Origin of the sequence: Rickettsia rickettsii, from assembly GCF_001951015.1 — a bacterium.
Lineage (GTDB): Bacteria > Pseudomonadota > Alphaproteobacteria > Rickettsiales > Rickettsiaceae > Rickettsia > Rickettsia rickettsii.
In genome coordinates this window covers 351,106-366,293 of sequence record NZ_CP018914.1, presented here as the reverse complement: position 1 = coordinate 366,293, position 15,188 = coordinate 351,106, and the positions used below count along the sequence as shown (strand labels likewise).

Below are 15,188 nucleotides of genomic sequence, written 5' to 3'. Positions count from 1 at the left end.
AGAAATGACATTGAACATGTTTAATGATTCATGCAATAACGCCAATAATAGGAAAACTGATCCACTCAACAATTACTTTAAATTAGACCAAATGCGGTTTTTTGCAATATAGAAAAAGATAGTAAATACCGCTAAAAACATCATAACTTTAAGACCCATAGATTTACGATGTTCCATTTCCGGCTCAGCTGCCCATTGTAGAAATACCACAATATCTTGCGACATCTGCTCTACACTTGCGTTAGTACCGTCCATATAGGTTACCTGCCCATCTGTAAGCGGCGGCGGCATTGCTATTTGCTCGCCAGGGAAATAGGGATTATAATGAGTTCCCTGCATCAGCTTAAAATCTGCCGGCGGTTCGGTATAGCCGGTAAGTAGCGAATATATATAATTAGCTCCGTCATGACGTGCTTTTATTATCAACGATAAATCAGGAGGATGGGCACCGTTATTAGCTGCTCTTGCTGCTTGCTCATTAGGGTAAGGAGGTACAAAACGATCAGAGGGAAGAGCGGGGCGGTCAAACATTTCACCATCATCATTAGGTCCGTCTTGTATCATATAGCCTTTGGCAATCTCTTTTATCTCATCATCCGAAAAGCCGATATCTTTAAGATTACGGTAATATAAATTGTTTAAACCGTGGCAGACACTACAAACTTCTTTATAGACCTGAAAACCTCTTTGTGCTGCTTCACGATTAACTGTACCAAATATGCCGTCAAACGACCATGTCATCTTTTTTGGATGTAATACTTCTTCGTTGGCTAAACTTAAGCACGAAGTTAGTAGTATGATGATAGAGATCAGTAGTTTAGTTTTCATAAATTTTTTTGAGTCGTCATTGCAAGGACAAATTGCAAATGTTGACGAAGCAATCTCACGAATTTATATATTATTTTATAAGATTGTTGTGTTGAGATTTTGTCTTTCCTTGCAATTTATTCTATTAATTTAATTTTTTTATTTCTTAAACCGGCTTTAATTTGTTTTTCTCTATTTATTGCTGAATTCATAGTTGATGAATTTCATAAAATACTAAAATTTTGCAATTTTTACTAAACTCCTTAATTGTATCATTTTTGTGTTGATATATTCTTTTTATTCAATTAAAAGTAACACCAGTATAGAGTATACCATTTTGCTTATTAGTTACTATAATATACTATTGGTTACTTCATAAATGCGAGCAGCCATAGGCTGCAAGGCAATCTCATGAAATAATAACAAACTCCTGAGATTGCTTCGTCAATTGCTATGCAATTTCCTCGCAATGACATCTCTTTGCAATGACTTAACTCTTACAACTCCTCCGGCAATGGCAGAGGTTTTTCATATTTACCTATCAGCGGCAGAGCTACTAAGACATGAAAAAAGTAATAACAAGCAGCAAAACGGCTAATGGTAATATACGGCTCTTCTGCCGGTTGCCCACCTAAATAACCAAGCAATAAACAATCTGCCATAAATATCCAAAAAGCCATTCGGTATATCGGTCTATAATTGCTACTTCTAACTTTTGAAGTATCAAGCCAAGGTAGTAACAATAACACAAATATACTTCCGAACATTAATAGCACCCCACCGAGCTTAGACGGCACGGCTCTAAGTATTGCATAAAACGGCAGAAAATACCATTCAGGGACAATGTGGGCAGGCGTTACTAACGGATTTGCTGGAATGTAATTATCGGGATGTCCTAAATAATTAGGTTCGTAAAAAATAAAATAGGCAAATATTATGAAATAAACTCCGAAACCGACAAAATCCTTTACGGTATAATAAGGGTGGAACGGAATAGTATCTTTAGGGCTTTTAACATCTATACCTTTTGGGTTATTTGAACCATGCTGATGCAAGGCCACTAAATGCAGCATCACTAAAGCAACAATAATAAACGGCAATAAATAATGTAGTGAGAAGAACCTATTTAATGTCGGGTTATCAACAGAAAAACCACCCCATAACCACGTAACTATGAATTCCCCTATTAACGGAATAGCGGAAAATAAATTAGTAATAACCGTTGCTCCCCAGTAGCTCATCTGCCCCCAAGGAAGCACGTAACCCATGAAAGCAGTAGCCATCATGGTTAGAAAAATGATGATACCGATATGCCAAAGCAGTTCTCTAGGTGCTTTATAAGAGCCGTAATACAAACCTCTTGCTATGTGTAAGTATACGGCAGCAAAAAACATCGATGCACCTACCGCATGAGTATAACGCAGTAACCAACCGTAATTCACGTTACGCATGATTCGCTCAACACTATCGAAAGCATGATCAACATGCGGAGTATAATGCATAGCAAGTATGACGCCGGTGATTATCTGAATCACTAACGCAATACCGGCAATAGAGCCTAAATTCCACAAATAGCTAAGATTTTTCGGAGTTTGATAATGACTAAAATGCTTTAGGAACGCAAAAATAGGAAGACGATAATCTATCCATTCTATAATAGCATTAGGCTTTTTAGGGGTAATATCTTCATTCATAAATAATTACCCGATTCTAATTTTTTTGTCGCTAATAAAAGTGTAAGGCGGCACAGCTAAATTTAAAGGAGCAGGACCTCTTCTAACTCTACCTGAAGAATCATATTGTGAACCATGGCACGGACAGAACCATCCATCATATTCACCTTGATTAGCAAGCGGTACACAACCTAAATGCGTGCAGATCCCGATCGTCACCAGCCAATTATCATGCCCTGCTTTCACACGTGCTTCATCTGCTTCAGGATCAATCAGCTCTGACATTTTCACGGCTCTTGCTTCAGCTATTTTGTCAGACGTACGGTTAGTGATAAAAACCGGTTTACCTTGCCATTTAACCGTAACTGTTTGACCTACCGCAATATTTGATAAATCAACCTCAATTGATGATAAAGCTAGCACGTCTGCAGAAGGATTCAAAGAATCAACGAGAGGCCAAAGAGTACATGCTGCCCCAATTGCTGCAACACTACTAGCCGTTAGAACCATAAAATCACGACGTGTTGTTTGTTTGTTTTTATTATCTTCAGTATCCGACATATAATATTAAAGTGACATAAATTAATTATTATTACTACCGCTTGGGGTATTATTAAGATTATTTGGATTTTCTCGTGCTTCATAAGGATTTATTATAGGACGTTCAGCATCTGCAACACTATCTGCTTGTTTTGGCGTAAGTTTATTTATTTTATCTTCTAACACTCGTGCTCCTGTCCCTTCTTCATGCTTATATTCGCCAGGATCACTTAAGCAATTCCAAAAACTAACTAAACGATTCCAATTAGGACCGAGTTTTGTAGTACAATTTTGAGCAACTGCTTTAGTTGTATCTAATATCTCGACTGTAGTTTCAGTAAAATAATCTATAAACCCAATTTTTTTTAAGCCCAATACTGTATAATATAAAGTAATTAAGGAAGCAACCGCTATAATTAAATACCATTTAGTGATAATAGACCACAGAAAAAATCCCATAGGATTTGCTGCCATTAACCTTCGTAAAGCCTGCCACATATATTTTGCTCAAAAAATTTATTAATAATATTCATCTTATTTTATATCACTACATTAGTAAAAATAAAGCAAAATCACGTAATATTATAAATATTTTTAATTAAACAGGAACTCAAGAAGAATGAAATCGGTAAAAATACTAAATTAATTCCTATCATAATAAAAATTAATTGTAAGTTATTATCCTGTAATATTAAACCTGTCATTATAATATTCGGAATTAATAACGGCATGATAAACGTACCGACAAAGTTAGCATTCTTCTTAAAATAACATTGCACGCTACCGGATAACACTACTAAACTACTTGATAACACTAATATCATCCATACACTAATAAAGAAAAATATTATCTCAAGCAAAGTTTTATCAAACAAGACATAAATAATGGGTAAAACAAAAACCAGCCCTATCGTACTACTGATAAATATAGCAAAAAATTTAGCCAATATAATTTTTTCATGACTAACAATTGATAATAATAACTCTAAGCTTCCGTCTTCCAAATCAGATTTAAATATAACCGAAGAAAAACCGATTAATGAAATTAATAAACAAATGACCGAAAAAATTAAACCGAATTTGTTAATATCCCTTTCACTGTTAATTAAAACAGTACTAATTATGCAAAATAAAAAAAATATAACTAGATATTTTATTATATTATTAATGCGATTCTGCACTATCAATTCACGCTTAATTAGTACAAATAGACTATTCATAATTATTAAATACGTTGTAAATTAAGTACATAATAGCTGCAACAGTTAAACCTATACCAATTTCAACAATAACTATCGCAATATGCTGAGCAAGTAGCTTATCATTGATAAAATTTGTTAGTGAATAATAATTTAAATAATTATCGTTAAAAAAGAGTGATATTGTTCCTACAATTGCATATATTGCTACACCTAAAACCGCAATACAAACTAGCACGTTAGGAGGAAAATATCGGCTTAATTTTCGATTACCGTAAACTAAATCATAAGCAATAAGGCTAGATGCAAATATAACACCTGCTTGAAACCCACCACCCGGCGAAGACTCACCGTTAAGCTGAATATATATACTATATAAAATTATATAAGGTATTATAAAACTAGTAATATATTTTATTATTGGATTTGTCATCCCGTGGCTTGACCACGGGATCTTGTATCGCCTGCTGTGTCCTGAGATACCGAGATCAAGTCGCGGTATGGCATCATCAGACTTTCTTGAAAATATCAACAGCACGGCAATTCCTGCAATTAAAATTACGCTAGTTTCACCTAAAGTATCATATCCACGATAACTTGCAAGAATAGCCGCAACAAAAGAAGGTATACCTATATCTCTAGAGGTATTTTCGATATAATATTTACTTGAATGCATATGAATAGGAGCATTATCATCACCGTAATTCGGTAATTCTAGCCCCATATAAGCAAGAGTTACTACAAACAATAAACATATTAAACTTGCTGGAATAATATTAGTTCTCTCAATATTCTTTAAATCCGAAGGTAATTTACGCAACAAATTCAAATATACGCATGTTGATAAGCAAGCTCCAAGTGCTGCCTCGGTCATTGCGACATCAGGAGCATCCATAATAAGATAGGATACACCAATTAATAAGCTAAATACAGAAGCAACAATCACTGCATTTAGTAAATCTTTAGCAAAAATTATTTTTATCGAGATTAAGATCAATAAAAAAGCAATTAAGTTAAGTAGGTAATTGCCGAGATCAAAATTTAAAGCTGTCTTTACTGTCATATGGTTATTAAAATTTAACGTCATTGCGAGGAGAAACGTAATTTCGACGTGGCAATTTTATCAAGTATCCTGAGATTGCTTCGTCAATTACTTCGTAATTTTCCTTGCAATGACGGTACTATCAGCTCTAATTTTCATAAATAAAGATGCTTTACCAAGTGCATGAGTTGCTACCGGATTTAGTATAAAAATCAATAAAGCCGCTAAAATTAATTTAACAGAGTTCACAATATCTGCTTCAATGCACGCAAAACCTATTAAGCAAATAGGCACGCCGAAACTCTCAATAACACTTGCTGCATGTAATTTAGTATAAAAATCAGGAAATCTAAAAAAACCGATTATTCCTGAAAATATAGCAAATAATCCAATAATTACTAATAAAATTCCTATATAGTATAGTGTCATTGTGTTTATCCTTTTTTCATCATTGCGAGGAAATTATAAAATAATTGACGAAGCAATCTCATGCACAAGTCCTGAGATTGCCTCACGAACTAAAGTTCACTCGCAATGACGTTTTTACTCACCTTGAGCCAAGCTATAACCTGCAACCCCGTCAAATTCAAACAGATTCTCTACTTTGATAAAATCGATATTTGCTGTGCTTAAAGCTTCAAGCAATCTTGTTATATCTAAATGCTTTATTTCGGTGCCGTCTTTATTCATAAAACGACAACACCAATGATCGGAAACAGTTTCAAACCTTGTATCACGAGGCCACAGCTTTAATCCTTTTGACGAGATTGTTTTTAACTCAAAATTACCAAGATCAAGTTTATTAATTTTATCTGCTATATCATGAGCCGAAGATACATTCATATTCACAAATATATCCGTACCAACCAATTTCTTAACTTCTTTAGTATCAATTTTATAATCTATATTGCTTTCTTGCTTCTCAGCAATTAAGGGATAATCTGCTTTAGGTAGCTTTGTCGGTAACTGTCCTAATCTTTTTGTTACTTCTTCGGCAAATTCTTTTGTACCGACTTTTTTACTAGAACTCTGCTCGTTATATATATCGGCTGTATGAACGCCATCCTCTATAGTTTTTTTCCAAGCATTTTCGATTAATGTAGCGATATCACCCTGCCCTATATGTACTAGCATCATTATTGCAGCATTTAAAAGCCCTGACGGATTTGCGATATCTTTACCGGCAATATCGGGAGCACTTCCATGTACCGCTTCAAACATCGCATAATGCTGCCCAATATTTGCAGAACCTGCAAGACCTACCGAGCCTGAAATTTCAGCAGCTACGTCAGATATGATATCACCGTATAAATTAGAAGTTACGATAACGTCAAATATTTCCGGTTTGGTAGCAAGCCTTGCCGTCCCGATATCGATAATATAATGCGCGTTATTAATTTGCGGGTATTCTTTTGCAATCTCATTAAATACTTTATGCAAAACCCCATCGGAAAATTTCATAATATTATCTTTGCTTAAACACATGACTTTTTTACGGTTATTTTTTACTGCATATTCAAAAGCATATCTAATAATCTTCTCACATCCTGTATGACTTATCAACTTCATTGACTCATACATATTATGCGTTTGACGGTATTCTATACCTGCGTATAAATCTTCCTCATTCTCACGTATAATAGTTAGGTTCAAATTTGGATGTAATGTTCTAGTAAAAGGATGAAACGAAACGGCAGGACGAATATTAGCAAAAAGCTGTAATGTTTTACGAATCGTGACATTTAAACTTTTATATCCTCCACCTTGCGGAGTAGTAATCGGGGCTTTAAGTATAATACCGGTGCGTTGTATTGATTCCCAGCTTTCCTCGCTTATGCCTGAAGTATAATGCTTCTTGTAAAGCTTTTCACCTACTTCAATGGTTTCTAAACGAATACGAGCCTCGGCTTTACGTAATATATAAAGCACTGCCTCCATTATTTCAGGACCTATACCGTCCCCGTATGCAATTGTAATCGGTGTAAATTCTGCCATATTAAATACTCTCTTGTTTATATCATTCCCGCGTAGACGGGAATCCAGTAAAATCTATAAAAACTAGTTTTTATAGATTTATTTTATCAAATATGTAACTTCTGTATCAATATTGAAGTTATTTTTCTGGATTACCACCTACGCGGGCATGACACACCAAAATCCATACAACACTATCAATAGTTTATCGTTACTTCTTTTAATCTCTCATTCAACATAAAAGTCACTTCGGAAGTTATATTCAAATTATTTTTGGCATATAAGACTTGAGCACTTGGAATTACCAAATTAAGGTTATATTTCTCAGCAAGTTCACTAATTATTGTAATAGTTGTTTCATGGACTCTACTCATAGCCTCAGCGTGGGCTTGTTCAAGTTTTGTTTTCTTAATCTGAATTTCTTTTCTCACATGGCTAACTTTTGCATTAAATTCGTTTACTTTATGCTCAAATTCAGTTTCACTTAAATGAGAACGCTCATTTAGCAGCTTCTCTTCCAGCGGTTTAAATTCTGCTTCTTTTGCAGCAATATTCTCTTGAATTTTATGATTAAGCTTTTCGATTTTATTACGCAAATCTTTTATAGCGATCGAACCTTCCAATATAGATTGTACATCAGCAACAGCTACTCTAACTTTAAAATTATCTTCTTTAATTGGCACATTTTGTGCCTCCGTAATCGTTGAGCAATTTATTATGAATATGCATAAAAATAATATCCGGTATATCATCCTTGATCCTTTTAGGTTAAACGGTATCGGCTAGAATTGTCATCCCATGGCTTGACCACGGGATCTTGTGTCACAGGCAGTATCCTGAGATTCCGCGATCAAGTCGCGGGATGACATTCAAGATGACTGGATTCCCGCCTACGTGGGAATGACACTGGAGCAACACCCTTATTAATCTAAGAATAAATAACATCAAGCAATTTGTCTATAATTAAAAACTTAACCTTTACCTAACATTGGCACATTCCCGCCTCCCCATGGTATATATTCGCCATCCGAATAATAATAACTAGAAATAGGTTCAAACGAAATAGCTTTTATTGCTTCAGGACTTAAATAGGTACTCTCTCCATCACTAAACAAAGGTTCAGTAGATGGTTCTTCTAGCTCAATATAAATTTCATGCTGTTCATTTCATTAAATTCATATAAAAAAAGCTTCATGAATATGCTCTGTTCCTTTGTTCTTAACCAAAACTACTGTAATACCATAGTCTTTTGCAGCATTGACAGTTATTTCGGTATTATTAATTATTTCTCTTATATATTCTTTTTTAGTACAATTTTGTATTTCTTCAAAATTATTATAAGGTAAAGGTGATTTGATATAAATTTTTGCTGCATCTTCCTTTCCTAGTAACATTGCTAATGCATATTTTACAGCATGAGGATAATCATTAAATGATGCTATAGCTATTTTATATAATATTCTTAAAAAGGCGTGCTATTTGCTCTTCATTTTCCAACCTAAATTTTCATTATCTAGGAATTTCTCCATCAGCTCTATAGAAAATTTTTGCTCAAGCCTAACTTTTTCTTGCTCTCGTTCTTCATAGGAGCTAAAAAAGCGATGTTGTATATTACGTGCTATTAAACCTCCTAACCTCTCTCCGATATAATTATGCGAATGTCCAACTAAAGTATTGTCACAATCAAATATAAATAAAACTGTATTATCGTTCATTAATTTCTCTTATTTTAAAGTTTAAAAATTCTTAGTAATTTACAGTTAAATCAATTTCTTTTTCAAGAACTTATATTCCAATTTTTGGTATTTTAGTGTATAATACGAAAAACTATTGTAAACTTGTGAGAATTTTTAAAGATGACATCTATTCGTAATATAGCAATTATTGCCCACGTTGATCATGGAAAAACTACGCTTGTTGATAACATGCTTAAACAAAGCGGAACATTTAGAGCTAACCAAGCAGTTGCTGAGCGTGCTATGGACTCTAACGATCTTGAGCGTGAGCGTGGAATCACGATACTTGCCAAATGCACTGCTCTTATGTGGAACGATATCCGTATCAATATAGTGGATACGCCAGGACACGCCGATTTTGGCGGTGAAGTAGAACGCATCCTTAGCATGGTTGACGGTGTAGTGCTACTTGTCGATGCATCGGAAGGACCAATGCCGCAAACAAAATTCGTGCTTTCTAAAGCGTTAAATCTCGGCTTAAAACCTATTGTCGTTATTAATAAAATCGATAGAGATGACCAAAGAATTAAAGAAGTTATCGATGAAGTATTTGAGCTATTTGTGGCACTTGAAGCAAACAACGATCAGCTTGACTTCCCTATAGTTTATGCATCAGGTAGAGCAGGTAGAGCATCTTTAACATTTGATGATAAAATTAATCCTTTAGACAATTTAGCAGATGATTTAACACCGCTTTTCGACCTTATAGTACAGCATGTACCAAAACCCTTAGCCAATGACAAAGCACCGTTTTCTATGCTTGTTACTACTAGAGAATATAACTCTTTCTTCGGTAGGGTTTTAACAGGTCGTGTACAAAGCGGCACTGTTAAAATTAACCAAAACGTAAAAGTATTAAATCGTGAGAATAAAGTACTTGAAACCGGACGTATCACTAAAATATTAGCCTTTAGAGGCTTAGAGCGAATCGCTATAAATGATGCTACAGCCGGCGATATTATTGCCGTAGCAGGCGTTGAAAACGCCAACGTTGCCGATACTATCTGCTCCCCTGATGTAACCGAGGCCGTACCGTCTCTACCTATCGATCCGCCGACTTTATCCATGACTTTTAGCGTTAATGACTCACCGCTTGCAGGAAGCGAAGGGACAAAAGTTACGTCGAGCTTAATTGGAGCTAGGTTAATGCGTGAGCTTGAAAGTAACGTGGCCTTAAAAGTTACTGAAGCTGCGGAGAAAAATGCTTTCCAAGTTGCAGGGCGTGGTGAGTTACAACTTGGGATCTTAATTGAAACTATGCGTCGTGAAGGATTTGAGCTATCTATTAGCAGACCCGAAGTATTATTCCAAACTGATGAGAAAGGTAATAAGCAAGAACCGATGGAAGAAATCCAAGTTGACGTTGATGATGATTATGTTGGAGTAGTCGTAAAATCTTTAGCACTGAGAAAAGCCGAAATGACTGATATGAGGCCGTCAGGCGGCGGTAAAAGCCGTGTTACGTTTATCGGACCGTCTAGAGGGTTAATCGGCTATCACAGCCAGTTTTTAACCGAAACACGAGGCACAGGGATTATGAATCGTATTTTCCATGGATATGCTGATTATAAAGGAAATATCGAGGGAAGACGTAACGGTGTGCTTATCTCTAACGGTGACGGGGCAGCAGTCGCATATGCTCTATGGAATCTAGAAGAAAGGGGGAAAATGTTTATAAACCCTAGTGACAAAGTATATAGAGGCATGATTATCGGCGAACATAATCGTGATAATGATTTAGAGGTAAACCCACTAAAAGCGAAACAACTGAGCAACGTTAGAGCAACAGGTAAAGACGAAGCCATAAGGCTAACTCCGCCAATGCTTTTAACGTTAGAGCAGGCAATCAGCTATATACAAGATGACGAGCGAGTTGAAGTCACACCGAAATCTATTCGTTTACGTAAAGCTCTACTTGACCCTAACGACCGTAAAAGAGCTGCAAAGTAGATATGCCTAAACAAGTTGACATCGTCATTGCGAGGGAAAACTGTAAGTTTTGACAAAGCAATCTCTGGAATCTTGCTTTATGAGATTGCCAAGCTCCTTTCAGTTGCTCGCAATGACGAAAAAACTAAGCTAATGCATTAAATACTATAATAACAAACCTTTTTAACGGCTTCTATTACATCGCTCTCACTCGGCAGAGCTAGTGTTTCTAAATTAACAGCATAAGGAAGGGGAAGATCTTTACCGCTTACAATCTCTATCGGAGCATCTAAATAATCAAATGCTTCTTTCATAACAATAGAAGCTATACTTGCACCAACACCTGCAAAAAACCACCCTTCTTCCACTACAACTAAACGATTAGTTTTTTTCACTGATTCTATTATTGTCTCAGTATCAAGCGGTTTAATAGTGCGAAGATCAATCACCTCACAATCAATATTATCATTCTGCACAACATTTGCAGCATCTAAGGCAAGTTTTACTTGAATCGAGAAAGTTACTATAGTGACACTACTACCCTCTCTTAAAATTTTTGCCTGACCAAAGGGTATAGGCTCGATTGTTTGCGGCACGTCAAAACTATGACCGTATAAAATTTCATTTTCTAAAAAAACAACGGGATTATCGTCCCTAATAGCTGTAAGCATAAGTCCTTTATGATCTGCTGCACTATAAGGAGCTACTACTTTTAATCCCGGAATGTGGGAATAGCAAGCTGTATAATTTTGGCTATGTTGTGCAGCTACTCTACTTGCTGCTCCGTTTGGTCCTCTAAATACTATCGGACATTTGACCTGCCCGCCTGACATGTAATGTGTTTTTGCCGCTGAATTAACTATGTGATCGAATGCTTGCATAGCAAAGTTAAAGGTCATAAACTCTACGATCGGGCGAAGTCCTGCAAAAGCTGCTCCGACTGCAAGCCCTGCAAAACCATATTCCGTTATCGGTGTATCAATTACCCTCTTAGGACCAAATCGCTCTAGTAATCCTTGAGTTACCTTGTAAGCTCCTTGATATTCTGCAACTTCCTCGCCTATGACAAAAACCTTGTCGTCTCTTATCATCTCTTCTTGCATGGCATCACGCAATGCTTCACGTACCGTTATTTGCATTTTTCTTTTTTATTTGATCAAATTAAACGTTATTGCAAGGAGGCTTGCCTGCGTGAACGTCATTGCGAGCAGCCGTAGGCTGCGTGACAATCTCATGAAATAATAACAAATTTCTGAGATTGCGTCGTCAAAACTTATAGTTTTTCCTCGCAATGACGCCTTAACAGTACACCTGTGTATACAACTCCCCTTCATCAGGTAGCGGTGAATTTTCTGAGAATTCTACTGCTTCTTTCACAATTTCTTTTACCGACTGTTCTATTGCTTTTAAATCCGCTTCGGTTACATATTTATTGTCGAGTATCGTTTTTCTTATTATTACCAACGGATCACGCTCTTTATATTGCTCAACTTCTTCTTTACTACGATATTTTGCCGGGTCGGACATCGAATGCCCACGATAACGATAAGTTTTTACCTCTAATATCAGAGGAAAGCTATTTTCTCTAACATACTCGGCTGCTTGCTTAGAGCCGTCATACATTTCTTTAAAATCCATACCGTCTAGCTGAAATCCTTTAATCCCAAACGATGCCCCTTTCTTATATAAATCACGCATAAAGGTAGAACGTGCTACAGACGTCCCCATCGAATATTCGTTATTTTCAATAATATAAACTACCGGCAAACCCCATAAAGCAGCCATATTAAAAGCTTCATATACCTGACCTTGATTAACGGCACCGTCACCTAAAAAAGTAAAACAGATATTATGCGTATCGTTATATTTTTCAGCAAACGCAAGCCCTGTACCTATCGGTACTTGAGCCCCTACTATACCGTGTCCACCGTAAAATTTGTGGGGTACATTAAATAAATGCATCGAGCCACCCTTACCTTTCGAGCAACCTGTAGCACGCCCCATAAGCTCGGCAAGAACATACTTAGGCTCAGTTCCTGCTAAAATAATATGAGCATGGTCACGATAGCTAGTAATAGTGCTATCACCTTTTTGTTTAACCATATCTACTGCAGAAATTACTGCTTCTTGCCCTATATATAAATGACAAAAACCACCGATTTCTCCCATTCCGTATAACTGACCGCATTTTTCTTCAAAACGACGCAGTAGGAGCATATCTTTAAAGCTTTTTATATATTCTTCCTTTGTCGGCTTATATTTTCCTAACTTAATATCCACTAATTACTCCTTAAGACTATTGTTATCCCGTGGCTTGACCACGGGATGACATCTGTAAATTAAAAGTCACAAAATATGGTACATGATCCGAAGGTGAAAACCAATCACGTGCTTCTGATAGTAAATGCATAGAAAATAATGCACCTTTTAAATTATCGCTAACCCAAATATGATCAAGTCTTCTACCTCTGTTAGATTTTTTCCAATCTATATTTCTATAACTCCACCAAGTATAAAATTTTTCGTCAAGCGATACGAAATGTCTGCTACTATCAATAAAACCTAACGCATTTTGTAGCTCTACCAATAACGAGCGTTCAATATCGGTATGGCTGATAACATTTCGCAACTGCTTACTAGACCATACATCATGTTCATGCGGAGCAATGTTCAAGTCCCCAACAATAATCATTTTATCGTTTTTAGTACGGTTAGTCGTTAACCATTCCTGCATTAACCTTATATATTCAAGCTTATGCTTAAATTTTGTATTTACCTCGATATCAGGTATATCACCGCCGGCAGGAACATAAAAATTATGTATTTCTATATCATTAACCATAGCTGCTATATGCCTTTTATCACTATTATATAACTCCAATGAAAAAACATTATTCAAAGGAAATTTTGAAATAATAGCAACACCGTTATATGATTTCTGCCCTGAATATATTACATGTTCATAGCCTATATTTTTAATAACTTCAAGAGGAAATAATGAGTCAGCTACCTTTGTTTCTTGAAGTAAAATAATATCCGGCTGATGTTCATATGCTAATTTTCTTAATAAATCGATCCGTAGACGCAATGAATTAATATTCCAAGTAACTATCTGCATTAGACTTGTTGTATAACCCCTCCTTCTCTCTAAAATAAATTATTCCAAGTTGATTTAAAGGATTTTTCATGTCAATTTTATCTTTTTCTTCTTCAGGAATTTTTATCATAGTATTACTGAGTATAGCAAAATAAAGATTATCAGGCAAAACACATCCTACTTCACTTTGTATTCCAAGGGCTTTTCCCGTATAATGAATCATTAAACGCTTAGAATCAAGATCAGTAAGAAAAATACCGTAACCCATATAAGACTTACGCCCTTCTATATCTTGTGCTAAAAAATATTTAGTAGTCATAAGTTTATACGACTTCTTAGAAAGAATTTTCTCCTCATTTAATGCCCTATACCATCTAATAAGATCAACCGGTGTTGATATTATACCACCGTCAGCACAAGGAACTGCTAAAAAATCAGCAGTTACAGGAGTAAATATAGGTTTATTACTAATTATTAGGCGTTAAAAAATATCTTACCGGATAATTAGAACTAATAATGTTTTTTGGATTCTAGCGGCTTCACTATATGAAGCAAAACTAGTAGATTTCATATTAAGCGGTTTAAAAAATTCATCATAAAAAAAGTTAGCTAAATCTTTTTTAGCCACCTTTTCTATCATCATACCGAGTATAACAAAATTAGTATTACTATATTTAAATTTTTTCCCTATAGATATTTCTAAAGGCTTAGAAGAAACAAATTGTAATATTTTCTTATTAATCTCTTTCTTAGGCATATTTAAATCAAGTTTAACAAAACTAAAATATTCAGCAATACCTCTACTATGCGTTAATAAATTATGGATAGATATTTTATATTCCCAATCCGGCACTTTTCCACCCCACATTTCCGGATCAAGATATTTATAAAATATTTAATAATGCCTGTTCTTGTAATTTTAAGATTCCAGCTGCTGTAAAAGGCTTTGTAGCAGAAACAATAGGCATCATTTCATTTGCTTTTAATTGCTCACCATTTAAAGCAAAAATTCCTTTAGCACCGGTGAATAAAGGTTTATAATCATCGGCAAACATAAAAACGGCATTTAAAAACCTATTACTGAAATATTCTTTTTCTGCTTCATTGATTCTTTGCTGTATATCTGCACAACAATCAATACAATTAGTAATAAAAAAAAGCAACAATAAAAAATATCTACGCATCATAACT

17 protein-coding genes and 1 pseudogene are annotated in these 15,188 nt (G+C 35.3%); 1 reads left to right on the top strand and 17 read right to left on the bottom strand.

Annotated features, from left to right (window positions below):
• Positions 1–72: 72 nt before the first annotated feature.
• The 12 genes from BTU51_RS02075 to BTU51_RS02015 all read right to left on the bottom strand — a co-directional run bounded on the left by BTU51_RS02075 (position 73) and on the right by BTU51_RS02015 (position 8,950).
• Positions 73–828, bottom strand: a complete 756-nt coding sequence (locus BTU51_RS02075) for a cytochrome c1 (RefSeq protein WP_012262290.1) — start codon at positions 826–828, stop codon at positions 73–75.
• Positions 829–1,304: 476 nt separating this feature from the next.
• On the bottom strand, positions 1,305–2,501 hold the full coding sequence (locus BTU51_RS02060) for a cytochrome b (RefSeq protein WP_012150571.1): 1,197 nt from the start codon (positions 2,499–2,501) through the stop codon (positions 1,305–1,307).
• 6 nt (positions 2,502–2,507) lie between these two features.
• Positions 2,508–3,041, bottom strand: a complete 534-nt coding sequence (petA, locus tag BTU51_RS02055) for a ubiquinol-cytochrome c reductase iron-sulfur subunit (RefSeq protein WP_012150570.1) — start codon at positions 3,039–3,041, stop codon at positions 2,508–2,510.
• 21 nt (positions 3,042–3,062) lie between these two features.
• Entirely contained in the window at positions 3,063–3,518 is a 456-nt protein-coding gene (locus tag BTU51_RS02050) for a DUF2670 domain-containing protein (RefSeq protein WP_012150569.1), read from the bottom strand.
• A gap of 74 nt (positions 3,519–3,592) precedes the next feature.
• Positions 3,593–4,240 (bottom strand): heme exporter protein CcmB, encoded by a 648-nt coding sequence (locus BTU51_RS02045; protein WP_012150568.1) that lies wholly within the window; start codon positions 4,238–4,240, stop codon positions 3,593–3,595.
• Positions 4,233–5,306: a DUF4040 domain-containing protein gene (locus BTU51_RS02040; RefSeq protein ID WP_012150567.1), complete on the bottom strand. Its 1,074-nt coding sequence runs from the start codon at positions 5,304–5,306 to the stop codon at positions 4,233–4,235. Before BTU51_RS02040 ends, BTU51_RS02045 begins: the two co-directional genes overlap by 8 nt.
• Before the next feature lie 63 nt (positions 5,307–5,369).
• Positions 5,370–5,690 carry a Na+/H+ antiporter subunit G gene (locus BTU51_RS02035; protein ID WP_004996272.1) on the bottom strand — a complete coding sequence of 107 codons (321 nt, stop codon included), beginning with the start codon at positions 5,688–5,690 and terminating at the stop codon, positions 5,370–5,372.
• A 114-nt stretch (positions 5,691–5,804) separates the two neighbouring features.
• Positions 5,805–7,256 carry an NADP-dependent isocitrate dehydrogenase gene (locus BTU51_RS02030; protein ID WP_012150566.1) on the bottom strand — a complete coding sequence of 484 codons (1,452 nt, stop codon included), beginning with the start codon at positions 7,254–7,256 and terminating at the stop codon, positions 5,805–5,807.
• A 176-nt stretch (positions 7,257–7,432) separates the two neighbouring features.
• Complete coding sequence (locus BTU51_RS02025; protein WP_012262288.1) at positions 7,433–7,987, bottom strand: OmpH family outer membrane protein; 555 nt, start codon at positions 7,985–7,987, stop codon at positions 7,433–7,435.
• A gap of 219 nt (positions 7,988–8,206) precedes the next feature.
• Positions 8,207–8,350, bottom strand: coding sequence for a hypothetical protein (locus BTU51_RS08495; protein ID WP_012150565.1), 144 nt, complete (start codon positions 8,348–8,350; stop codon positions 8,207–8,209).
• 60 nt (positions 8,351–8,410) lie between these two features.
• Positions 8,411–8,629: a hypothetical protein gene (locus tag BTU51_RS02020; protein ID WP_012150564.1), complete on the bottom strand. Its 219-nt coding sequence runs from the start codon at positions 8,627–8,629 to the stop codon at positions 8,411–8,413.
• Positions 8,630–8,710: 81 nt separating this feature from the next.
• Complete coding sequence (locus BTU51_RS02015) at positions 8,711–8,950, bottom strand: hypothetical protein (RefSeq protein ID WP_012150563.1); 240 nt, start codon at positions 8,948–8,950, stop codon at positions 8,711–8,713.
• 141 nt (positions 8,951–9,091) lie between these two features.
• Between BTU51_RS02015 and typA the strand changes: the two genes are divergently transcribed.
• Entirely contained in the window at positions 9,092–10,921 is a 1,830-nt protein-coding gene (typA, locus tag BTU51_RS02010; RefSeq protein WP_012150562.1) for a translational GTPase TypA, read from the top strand.
• 137 nt (positions 10,922–11,058) lie between these two features.
• Here typA and BTU51_RS02005 read toward each other — a convergent pair whose 3' ends face one another.
• The 5 genes and pseudogenes from BTU51_RS02005 to BTU51_RS09680 form a co-directional block, all read right to left on the bottom strand.
• The gene (locus tag BTU51_RS02005) at positions 11,059–12,039 is read right to left on the bottom strand and encodes a pyruvate dehydrogenase complex E1 component subunit beta (RefSeq protein WP_012150561.1); all 981 of its coding nucleotides are present in this window, start codon (positions 12,037–12,039) and stop codon (positions 11,059–11,061) included.
• A 160-nt stretch (positions 12,040–12,199) separates the two neighbouring features.
• Positions 12,200–13,180: a pyruvate dehydrogenase (acetyl-transferring) E1 component subunit alpha gene (pdhA, locus tag BTU51_RS01995; protein ID WP_012150560.1), complete on the bottom strand. Its 981-nt coding sequence runs from the start codon at positions 13,178–13,180 to the stop codon at positions 12,200–12,202.
• A gap of 22 nt (positions 13,181–13,202) precedes the next feature.
• Positions 13,203–14,018, bottom strand: coding sequence for an exodeoxyribonuclease III (gene xth / locus BTU51_RS01990; RefSeq protein WP_012150559.1), 816 nt, complete (start codon positions 14,016–14,018; stop codon positions 13,203–13,205).
• Positions 13,993–14,865: pseudogene (locus BTU51_RS01985) on the bottom strand (serine hydrolase domain-containing protein). Before BTU51_RS01985 ends, xth begins: the two are co-directional and overlap by 26 nt.
• Positions 14,866–14,881: 16 nt before the next feature.
• The gene (locus BTU51_RS09680) at positions 14,882–15,184 is read right to left on the bottom strand and encodes a beta-lactamase family protein (protein WP_250637614.1); all 303 of its coding nucleotides are present in this window, start codon (positions 15,182–15,184) and stop codon (positions 14,882–14,884) included.
• Positions 15,185–15,188 lie beyond the last annotated feature (4 nt).

What these genes read in the sequence shown, in the direction of transcription:
- BTU51_RS02075 (WP_012262290.1), bottom strand. Translation starts at nt 828, where the DNA reads ATGAAAACTAAACTACTGATCTCTATCATCATACTACTAACTTCGTGC.
- BTU51_RS02060 (WP_012150571.1), bottom strand. Translation starts at nt 2,501, where the DNA reads ATGAATGAAGATATTACCCCTAAAAAGCCTAATGCTATTATAGAATGG.
- petA (WP_012150570.1), bottom strand. Translation starts at nt 3,041, where the DNA reads ATGTCGGATACTGAAGATAATAAAAACAAACAAACAACACGTCGTGAT.
- BTU51_RS02050 (WP_012150569.1), bottom strand. Translation starts at nt 3,518, where the DNA reads ATGTGGCAGGCTTTACGAAGGTTAATGGCAGCAAATCCTATGGGATTT.
- BTU51_RS02045 (WP_012150568.1), bottom strand. Translation starts at nt 4,240, where the DNA reads ATGAATAGTCTATTTGTACTAATTAAGCGTGAATTGATAGTGCAGAAT.
- BTU51_RS02040 (WP_012150567.1), bottom strand. Translation starts at nt 5,306, where the DNA reads ATGACGTTAAATTTTAATAACCATATGACAGTAAAGACAGCTTTAAAT.
- BTU51_RS02035 (WP_004996272.1), bottom strand. Translation starts at nt 5,690, where the DNA reads ATGACACTATACTATATAGGAATTTTATTAGTAATTATTGGATTATTT.
- BTU51_RS02030 (WP_012150566.1), bottom strand. Translation starts at nt 7,256, where the DNA reads ATGGCAGAATTTACACCGATTACAATTGCATACGGGGACGGTATAGGT.
- BTU51_RS02025 (WP_012262288.1), bottom strand. Translation starts at nt 7,987, where the DNA reads ATGATATACCGGATATTATTTTTATGCATATTCATAATAAATTGCTCA.
- BTU51_RS02020 (WP_012150564.1), bottom strand. Translation starts at nt 8,629, where the DNA reads ATGTTACTAGGAAAGGAAGATGCAGCAAAAATTTATATCAAATCACCT.
- BTU51_RS02015 (WP_012150563.1), bottom strand. Translation starts at nt 8,950, where the DNA reads ATGAACGATAATACAGTTTTATTTATATTTGATTGTGACAATACTTTA.
- typA (WP_012150562.1), top strand. Translation starts at nt 9,092, where the DNA reads ATGACATCTATTCGTAATATAGCAATTATTGCCCACGTTGATCATGGA.
- BTU51_RS02005 (WP_012150561.1), bottom strand. Translation starts at nt 12,039, where the DNA reads ATGCAAATAACGGTACGTGAAGCATTGCGTGATGCCATGCAAGAAGAG.
- xth (WP_012150559.1), bottom strand. Translation starts at nt 14,018, where the DNA reads ATGCAGATAGTTACTTGGAATATTAATTCATTGCGTCTACGGATCGAT.
- BTU51_RS09680 (WP_250637614.1), bottom strand. Translation starts at nt 15,184, where the DNA reads ATGATGCGTAGATATTTTTTATTGTTGCTTTTTTTTATTACTAATTGT.